The organism is Verrucomicrobiota bacterium (genome assembly GCA_037139415.1).
Taxonomy (GTDB): Bacteria; Verrucomicrobiota; Verrucomicrobiia; order Limisphaerales; family Fontisphaeraceae; genus JBAXGN01.
On record JBAXGN010000250.1, the window covers coordinates 1 to 9,121 of the forward strand.

A 9,121-nucleotide genomic window follows, 5' to 3' on the forward strand; every position below is an offset into this window, starting at 1 on the left:
CCATGACTGATTCATTTCATTCAGTTAGATGCACCGGACTTGCTTGGCGCACCAATTGAGCCACTTCTTAATTGAGTGCTTTTTGTTAATTGGTCACGTCTTTGATACTCCGAAAGATGATCCAATGCACCCTGAGGAAGTCAAGCTCACCGAATTTCCAAGCATGGCTCGCCATAAAGAAAAGTGGTATCCCCCATTATATCGTGGTGGCTTGGCATTTGGCGAGGTGCGCGTCGTCGGAGTTACAGCCGTTGAGGACGGCAAAGACCTGCGAGTTCCGAATCTCGCTGGAGCGGCTGTGGTGAAGGCAGTTATGGCAGAGAAAAACTGTCTTGGGCCGAATAAACAGAGGTGTCGTGGGCCGCGACTTCTCTGTGAAGTCGGTTTTGAGAAAAACTTTGGGCCGGACATCCAGAGATATTTCCGAAAGGTTACGGATGAAACAGGCGAACTTCTTTGGCCGGCTTTCATTTACAACCTCAGCAACAACCCCAGCAACGAGATGTTTGAATTCTTAAAGCTTTGGAGTCCAGCGGTGGCGCTATGGAAATCGAAGCGCGGGCATAAAGCGTTTGAGCATTATGATGAATTTCTAAAGCCCCTTGTGCGATCGTTTTTATGCTGGGCGGACATTGCTGGTTGCGCCACCGAAGCCCGCGAAAAAGCCCGTGTGTGGGTCAGCGCCAATCTGTCGAATGATTTGGTCGAGGCCTATATGCAGCAATAATGGCGGATACCGAAATGTCCAACAACACGGGTGTAATTACTTACGTATGACCAAGTATTTTCCGCAATGGACCCGCCGCGTGGCGAAGGATGGCTCGGGCCGCAATCCGCTCGGCCTGTCCCACGTGTCCGATGCACTCACTGGTTAATTCCCATATGTTTTGCCCTTTCCTCACCGATCTCGACTCCCGCGCTGCCGTAAAAGGATCTCGCGATCCGCTAGGTATCCATCCCAGCAGTGGCTCTTCAAACTATTGGCCGGTGCGCGAACGCAGGTACTGATTACGGTTCGTGCCCATCGGGACCGCCACATTCACAGGAGTTCCGTTGAAGTAGTTCGTCAGTACCGGCTGCCAGGTCTCCAGATCGGGGGAGGCTTCGACCACAATGATCCCCGCGCCTGGCGGGCAGTTCAACCGGAGGTGGAAGTTGCCGTTGGTGAAGGCTGCGCCCGCGCCGCCGAACCGGAAGCTGGTGTTGGTAGCGGACAGCAGCACGGTCAAACTCGCCACCCGGCTGGTCACGCTGCCGGCCAGGTTGGTAATCAACACGCTGTATTGACCCGCCTGGTTGGTTTGCACGCTCCCTAACACATAATTGCTGTTCACCGCCCCACCGACCGCTAAACCGTCCTTGAACCATTGATAGCTCAGCGGCGCGGTGCCGGCGGCGGACACGCTGAAGGTCGCGTTCGAGGTTGCCACCGTGGTCAGGCTCAGCGGTTGCGTCGTGATGGTCGGGGGTAGCACAAGCGTCAGCATCGCCACCGCGCTGGTCACCGAACCATAGCTATCGGTCACCACCACGTCATAATTACCCGCGTTGCCGACCTGAACGTTGGTGAGCGCGAGCGTGGCATTAGTGGCCTGGGCTACAGCCCCGCCGTTCAACCGCCATTGGTAACTGAGCGGCTGAGCGCCCCACGCCGTAACGTTGAAGGCAGCGTTGCTGCCGACCCCGACCAGCAGACCCTGCGGCGGAGCCACGATGCTGGGCAGGCCCAGCAACTGCCCCTTCCGCAGCGTGTTGTTCGAGTAGTCCGTCACGTACAGGTTGCCCGAGCCGTCCACGGCGATGCCTTCCGGCGCCCAAAACTGGGCATTGGCCCCGGTCCCATCCGAACTCCCGGCGGCGCTGGCCAAACCGCCCACGGTGCTTGCGGTCCCGCCCGGCGTCAGTTTCCGGATGGTCTGGTTGCCGGTGTCGGCCACATACAGGCTGCCGGTAACATCCACCGCCACGCCCGAGGGCGAGTAGAACCGGGCCGCGCTACCGGTTCCGTCGGCACTGCCACTGTTGCCGGACGATCCGGCCACGGTCGTCACGACTCCGCCGGGCGCAATTCTACGAATAGTGTGGTTGCCGGTGTCGGCCACATAGAGGTTGCCGACAGCGTCCACCGCCACGCCCGAGGGGTTGTAAAAGCGCGCGACGGCATTTGTCCCATCCGCACTGCCGGGATTGGCCGCCGAGCCCGCCACGGTGCTGACCACGCCGGCCGGCGTGATCAGGCGGATCGTGTGGTTGGCGGTGTCGGCCACATAGACGTTGGTCGCGCTATCCACGGCGACCCCTGACGGATTGTAAAACCGAGCCAAACCCGCCGGGCCGTCGGTGCTTCCGTTGGTGCCGGGAATGCCCGCGTAGGTGCTCACAACTCCGGCGGGGGTGATCTTGCGAATGGTGTGGTTGGCGGCATCGGCCACATAAAGGTTGGTCGCGCCATCCACCGCCACCCCACGCGGGAAGAAGAATCTCGCCGAGTTGCTCGTCCCATTGGCACTGCCCAAAATGCCCGCCAGGCCCGCCAGGGTGGTCACGCCGCCAGCCGGGGTCGCCTTGCGAAGGGTGTAATTCACTGAGTCGGAGAAATAAACATTCCCCGCGCCGTCCAGCGCCACGCCGTAAGGGGCGTTGAGCCGGGCATTCGTGCCGGCGGCGTCGATGCTGCCGTAGGTTCCCGTCAAGCCGGCGAGGGTCGTGAAGTTGTAACCTTGCAACAGGACGGTCAGAGTGGCGACGGTGCTGGTGACGGTGCCATAGGCATTGGTGACCACCACCGTGTAACCGCCCGCGTGGCTCAAGGCCAAGGACTGGAGGCTGAGAGTTGAATTGGTGGCCGTGGGAATGGCCGAACCATTTTGGTACCACTGATAGCTGAGCGGCGCGGCTCCAAGCGCACCCACGCTGAAGCTTGCGGAACTGCCAATCAGGTCAGACCGACTGAGCGGTTGCGTGGTGATCGAGGGCGGCACGTGGAGCGTGATGACGAAGGTATTGGTGGCCTTGTCGAGGCCGCCGTTGGCCGTGCCGCCATTGTCCTGGGCCACAACGGCGATGGTGGAGAAACCTTCGGTATTGAACACGGGGGTGAAGGTCAAGGTGCCGCTGAGATCCAGCGCGGGCTGGACATTAAACAGGGCGGGCGTGCTAGCGGTGACGGTGTAGCCCAGAAGGGTTTGGTTGGTTTCATTCGGGGCGCCGAAGCTGGCCACGGTCGCAAAGCCGGGCACGGTCACCGGGGTGCCGTTCGCCTGGACGGCTAAATTGTTCGTGGCAAAGGTGATGATCGGCGGATCGTTCACCGGCGTCACCGTTACGGTGAAGGAGTTGGTCGCCTTGTCCACGCCGCCGTTGGCGGTACCACCGTTGTCCTGGGCCATGATCGTGACGGTGGCGACGCCGTTGGCATTGGTGGCGGTGGTGAAGGTCAGGGTGCCGTTCAAAGCCAGCGCTGGTTGCACGGAGAAGAGCGAGGGGTTGCTAACACTCAGCACCGTCAGGTTGGTGACGCTCTGGGCGCTTTCGTTGGCCGGGCCGCGCGAGGTGCTGACCAAACCGGGCACAGTCACCGCGCTGGCATCTTCGAGGACCACCACGTTGTTCGAGGCCAAGGTGATGATCGGCGGGTCGTTCACTGGCGTGAGAGTGATCGTGAACGTGTTGGTCGTCTTGTCCAAGCCGCCGTAGGCCGTCCCGCCATTATCCTGGGCCACCACGGTTACGGCGGTGACACCGTTGGCGTTGGTCGTGGTAGTAAAAGTTAGGGTACCGTTCACATCCAGCGCTGGCTGGACACTAAACAAGGTGGACACATTCACGGTGACAGTGTAGCCCAAGAGGGTTTGGTTGGTTTCATTCGCCCCATAACTGGTCACGGTGGCAAAGCTGGGGACGGTTACGGAGCCGGCATCTTCAAGCACGACCACGTTATTCGTGGCGAGGCCGATAATCGGCGGGTCATTCACTGGCGTGATGGTGATGGTAAATTTCCAGGGTGCGCTTGTGTTCATGCCGCCGTTGGCGGTGCCACCATTGTCTTTGGCATAGACGGTCACGGTAGCCACGCCGTAGCGGTTGGTGGCTGGAGTATAAGTAAGGGTGCCACTGGGGCTGATGGCGGGTTGGGCGCTAAAGAGGCCGGGGGTATCGTTGGTGACCACGAAACTCACTGTTTGCGCGGATTCGTTCGCCGGCCCCGGGGAAATATTGGTCACGGCGTTCGGGAGGCTTTGCGGGCCGCTATCTTCCGTCACTCCCACACCCATGACGTTGGTCACAATGGCCAAACTGTGGAACATGCCTGCGGCAACCGCGAGGATTCCCCCCTGAGCCCCTGCCGGAACTGATATTTGGCCGAGACTATTGTCGCCCCAACCAATCGCCGAGCCGTCATTTTTAAGCGCCAAACTGAACGCATTGCCGGCCGCAATCGCCACCACCCCACTCAAGCCACTGGGCATCGTTGCCGAGCTATAAGCATCCCCCCAAACCACGACGGTTCCGTCACTCCTGAGCGCCAGACTGCGTTGCCCGCCCGCTGCAATGGCCACGACGCCGCTAAGCGCCCCCGCTGGCACATTCGTCTGCCCATAGGTAGGGTCGCCCCAGGCCACCACAGAACCGTCGCTCCGGAGCGCCAGACTGTGATGATACCCTCCGGCCACCGCCACTACCCCGCTTTGGGCCCCTACGGGAACCGTGGTCTGACCAGCGGAGTTATCGCCCCAGGCTACGACGGAGCCGTCGCTCTTGAGCGCCAGGTTATGTAAGCCACCCGCTGCAATGGCCGTCACCCCACTTTGGGCCCCCGGCGGAACGTTGGTTTGGCCCACACTATTATCCCCCCAGGCCACGACCGCTCCGTTGGTCTTAAGCGCCAGACTGTGGTATTCTCCGGCCGCGATGGCCAGCACGCCACTTTGCGCCGGAATCGGCACTTCCGCCTGCCCGAAATAATTGTGCCCCCACGCCACAACCATGCCGTTGGTCTTGAGGGCCAGACTGAAGCCCCAACCCGCCGCGAGGGATGCGACACCGCTGGGTGCCATGACCGGAAAATCCGTCTGTCCAAAGTAATCGTAACCCCAACCCAGGATCGAGCCATCGCTCTTGAGCGCCAGAATATGTTGACCACCTGCCGCGATGGCCACGACCCCACTCTGCGCCCCGGTTGGCACATGGCTGTAATTGCCCCACACCACCACGGCACCGTCATTTCTGAGCGCCACGCTGAACTGCATGCCGGCGGCGACGGCCAGCACCCCGCTTTGGGCCGCTGCCGGTACCCCCGTCTGGCCGAAGGAATTATCCCCCCACGCCACGATCGAACCGTCTGCCTTGAGGGCCAGGCAGTGATTATGGCCTGCCGCGATGGCCCCCACTCCGCTCAGCGCCCCTGCTGGCACATTCGTCTGGCCGACGGAATTGTCTCCCCACGCCACCACGGAACCGTCATTTCTAAGCGCCAGACTAAAATTATAACCCGCAGCGATCGCCACCACTCCGCTCTGCGCCCCCGGCGGCACATTCGTCTGGCCTGCGGAATTATCCCCCCACGCGATCACCGCCCCATTGGTCTTGAGCGCCAGGCAGTGCAGCCAACCGGCTGCGATAGCCATGATGCCGCTCTGGGCTCCAACCGGCACATTCGTCTGGCCAACGGAATTCTTACCCCAGGCTACTACCGCCCCATTGGTCTTGAGCGCCAAGAGGAATTGCATGCCCGCCGCGACCGCCTTCACGCCCTTCTGGGCCCCGGCTGGAACCGTAGTCTGACCGTAGGTGTTGTCGCCTAAGGCCAGCAGGGAACCGTCGTTCTTGATGGCCAAGCTATTATACCCGCCTGCCGCCAGGTTGGTGAAGGTGACCCCTGGCGGTAGAAATTGAGATTGATTGTCACTGTTGTCTCCCCAGCCAATGACTTGGCTCGGCTGCAGGCCTGGACTCCCTATGCCCGGCTTGAAACTTGGCGGGTCATTGACCGGGAGCACGGTAAGGGTGAACGTGTTGGTCGCCTTATCCATGCCACCGTAGGCCGTGCCGCCGCTGTCCTGTGAAACCACGGTTACCGTCGTAACGCCGTTGGCGTTAGTGGCGGTAGTAAAGGTCAGGGTGCCGTTCAAGGCGAGCGCCGGCTGAACACTGAACAGGGCGGGCGCGTCCGCCGTGAGCGTGTAACCCAGGAGGGTTTGGTTGGTTTCATTGGCCCCATAACTGGTCACGGTAGCGAAACTCGGGACGGACACGGAGCCGGCGTCTTCGAGCACCACCAGGTTGTTCGTGGCCAGGGCAATCATCGGCGGATCATTTACCGGCGTGATGGTAATGGTAAAGGTCTGCGGGGCGCTGGTGTCCACGCCGCCATTGGCAGTGCCGCCGTTGTCCTTGGCATAGACGGTGACCGTGGCTACGCCGAAGGTATTGGTGGGCGTGTAGGTCAGCGTGCCACTGGGGCTGATCGCGGGCTGGACGCCAAAGAGGCTAGGGGTATCATTCGTGACGATGAAAGTCACGGTTTGCGTGGCTTCATCCAGGGGGCCGGGAGAGATATTGGTCACGGCGTTCGGAAGGGTCTGCGGGCCGCTGTCTTCGGCAATGGTTGAGCTCAGGGCCACTACGGAGGTGTTGGTTACCACTGCCAAGCTGGTGAAGCCCCCTGCGGCTACCGCAACCACGTTGCTGAGGCCGACCGGAACGGTGGTCTGGCCTTGCCCATTGTACCCGCAAGCCACTACCGTTCCGTTATTCTTCAAAGCCAGACTATGCCAGTAGCCCGCCCCCACGGCCACCACGTTGCTCAGCCCAGCCGGAACCGTCATGGGGACGTAAGCTGAACCATTGTAGTATTGACCCCAGGCCACCACCGTCCCGTCGCGCTTCACAGCCAGGCTATAAAAATCCCCTGCTGCTACCGACACCACGTTGCTCAGCCCGGCCGGAACGGTTGTCGCCCCATAGCTATTGTCCCCCCAAGCCACTACCGTTCCGTCATTCTTCAAAGCCAGGCTATGCCAGTAGCCCGCCCCCACGGCCACCACGTTGCTCAGGCCGACAGGAACGGTTGTCTCCCCATAGCCATTGTACCCCCAAGCCACTACCGTTCCGTCATTCTTCAAAGCCAGGCTATGCCAGTAGCTCGCCCCCACGGCCACCACGTTGCTCAGGCCGACAGGAACCGTCATGGGGACGTAAGCTGAACCATTGTAGTATTGACCCCAGGCCACTACCGTCCCGTCGCACTTCAAAGCCAGGCTATGTAAATTACCCGCACCCAGCGCCACCACGTTGCTCAGCCCGGCCGGAACGGTGGTCTGGCCATACCCATTGTCCCCCCAAGCCATCACCGTTCCGTCGGTTTTCAAAGCCAGAGTATGACTAGAACCTTCCGCCACCGCCACCACGTTGCTTAGTCCGCCCGGCACGAATGTTTCGCCATAGGTATTATCACCCCAAGCCACCAGCGTTCCGTCGCTCTTCAATACCAAATTATGCAACGACCCGGAGGCCACCGCCACCACGTTGCTCAAGCCGACCGGAACGGTGGTCTGGCCTTGCCAATTGTACCCCCAAGCCACCACCGTCCCGTCATTCTTCAAGGCCAGACTGTGAGCGTCCCCCGCGGATACCGCCACCACGTTGCTCAGGCCGACCAGAGCGGTGGTCTGGCCAGAGCTATTATCACCCCAAGCCACCACCGTCCCATCGTTCTTCAAAGCTAGGTTATGATAACCCCCTGCGGCAACTGCCACCACGTTGCTCAGGCCGACCGGAACGGTGGTCTGGCCAGAGTTATTATCACCCCAAGCCACCACCGTCCCATCGTTCTTCAAAGCCAGGTTATGATAACCCCCTGCGGCAACTGCCACTACGTTACTCAGCCCGGACGGGACGGTGGTCTCGCCGAACCAGTTCTCTCCCCAGGCGACCACTGTTCCGTCGGCCCTCAAGGCCAGGCTATGATAAAACCCCACGGCCACCGCCAGCACATTGCTCAACCCGTCCGGAACGGTGGCCTCGTCGTACGAGTTGTCACCCCAGGCGACCACTGTTCCGTCGGCCCTCACGGCCAGGCTATGATAATACCCCGCGGCCATCGCAACCACATTGCTCAACCCGTCCAAAACGGTTGGATCGTAGAAATTACCCCACGCCACTACCGTGCCGTTACTCTTCACTGCCAGGCTGCAAAGCCCCCCCGCCGCCACTCTGGCAAATGACCCATTCGCTCCGGTTGGCAAAATCTGATTTCCCCAGCTCACCAACGTGGTGGAGGCCCCTGCTGTAAAATAATTCCCATTTAGGGTAAACGAGGGCGGGTCGTTCACCGGCGCGATGCTAATCGTGAAGGTGTTGGTCGCCTTATCCACCCCGCCGTAGGCCGTGCCGCCGTTGTCCTGCGAGACCACGGTCACCGTGGTGACGCCATTGGCATTGGTGGCAGGGGTGAAAGTTAAGGTGCCAGCCAGACTGAGCGCGGGCGGTACGCTGAAGAGCGCGGGGGCATCGGCGGTAAGCGTGTAGCCCAGGATGCTTTGATTGGTCTCGTTCGGCGCGCCATAGCTGGATACGGTGACGAAGCCGAGCACGGTAACGACACCGGCATCTTCCAGCACGGTCACGTTGTTCGAGGCCAGGGTAATCACGGGCGGGTCATTCACCGGAATGACGGTGAGGGTGAAGGCGTTCGTCGTCGAATCAATCCCACCGTTAGCGGTGCCGCCGTTGTCCTGGGCCATGATCGTCACGGTGGCCGCGCCGTTGGCGTTGGTGGCGGTGGTGAAGGTCAGAGTGCCGTTCAGGGCCAGCGCGGGTTGCACCGAGAAGAGGGAGGGATTGCTGACACTCAGGACCGTCAGGTTGGTCACGCTCTGGGCGCTCTCATTGGCCGGCCCGGGCGAAGTGGTGACGAATCCGGGCACAGCCGTCACGCCAGCGTCCTCCAGCACCAAGACGTTGTTTGAGGCCAAGGTGATCACCGGCGGATCATTCACCGGGGTGACGCTGATGGTGAAGGCATTGGTCGCCTTGTCCACGCCACCGTTGGCAGTACCACCGCTGTCCTGCGAGACCACGGTTACGGTGGCGACGCCGTTGGCGTTGGGGGCGGTGGTAA

Annotated in this window: 2 protein-coding genes; one reads left to right on the forward strand and one right to left on the reverse strand. The window is 61.1% G+C overall.

The window, feature by feature from the left end:
- Nucleotides 1-55: 55 nt before the first annotated feature.
- A complete protein-coding gene (locus tag WCO56_27175; protein MEI7733284.1) occupies nucleotides 56-727 on the forward strand; it encodes a hypothetical protein in 672 nt (223 codons plus the stop codon).
- 250 nt (nucleotides 728-977) lie between these two features.
- Here the strand turns inward: WCO56_27175 and WCO56_27180 are convergent, their stop codons facing one another.
- The gene (locus tag WCO56_27180; GenBank protein ID MEI7733285.1) at nucleotides 978-9,080 is read right to left on the reverse strand and encodes an immunoglobulin domain-containing protein; all 8,103 of its coding nucleotides are present in this window, start codon (nucleotides 9,078-9,080) and stop codon (nucleotides 978-980) included.
- Nucleotides 9,081-9,121 lie beyond the last annotated feature (41 nt).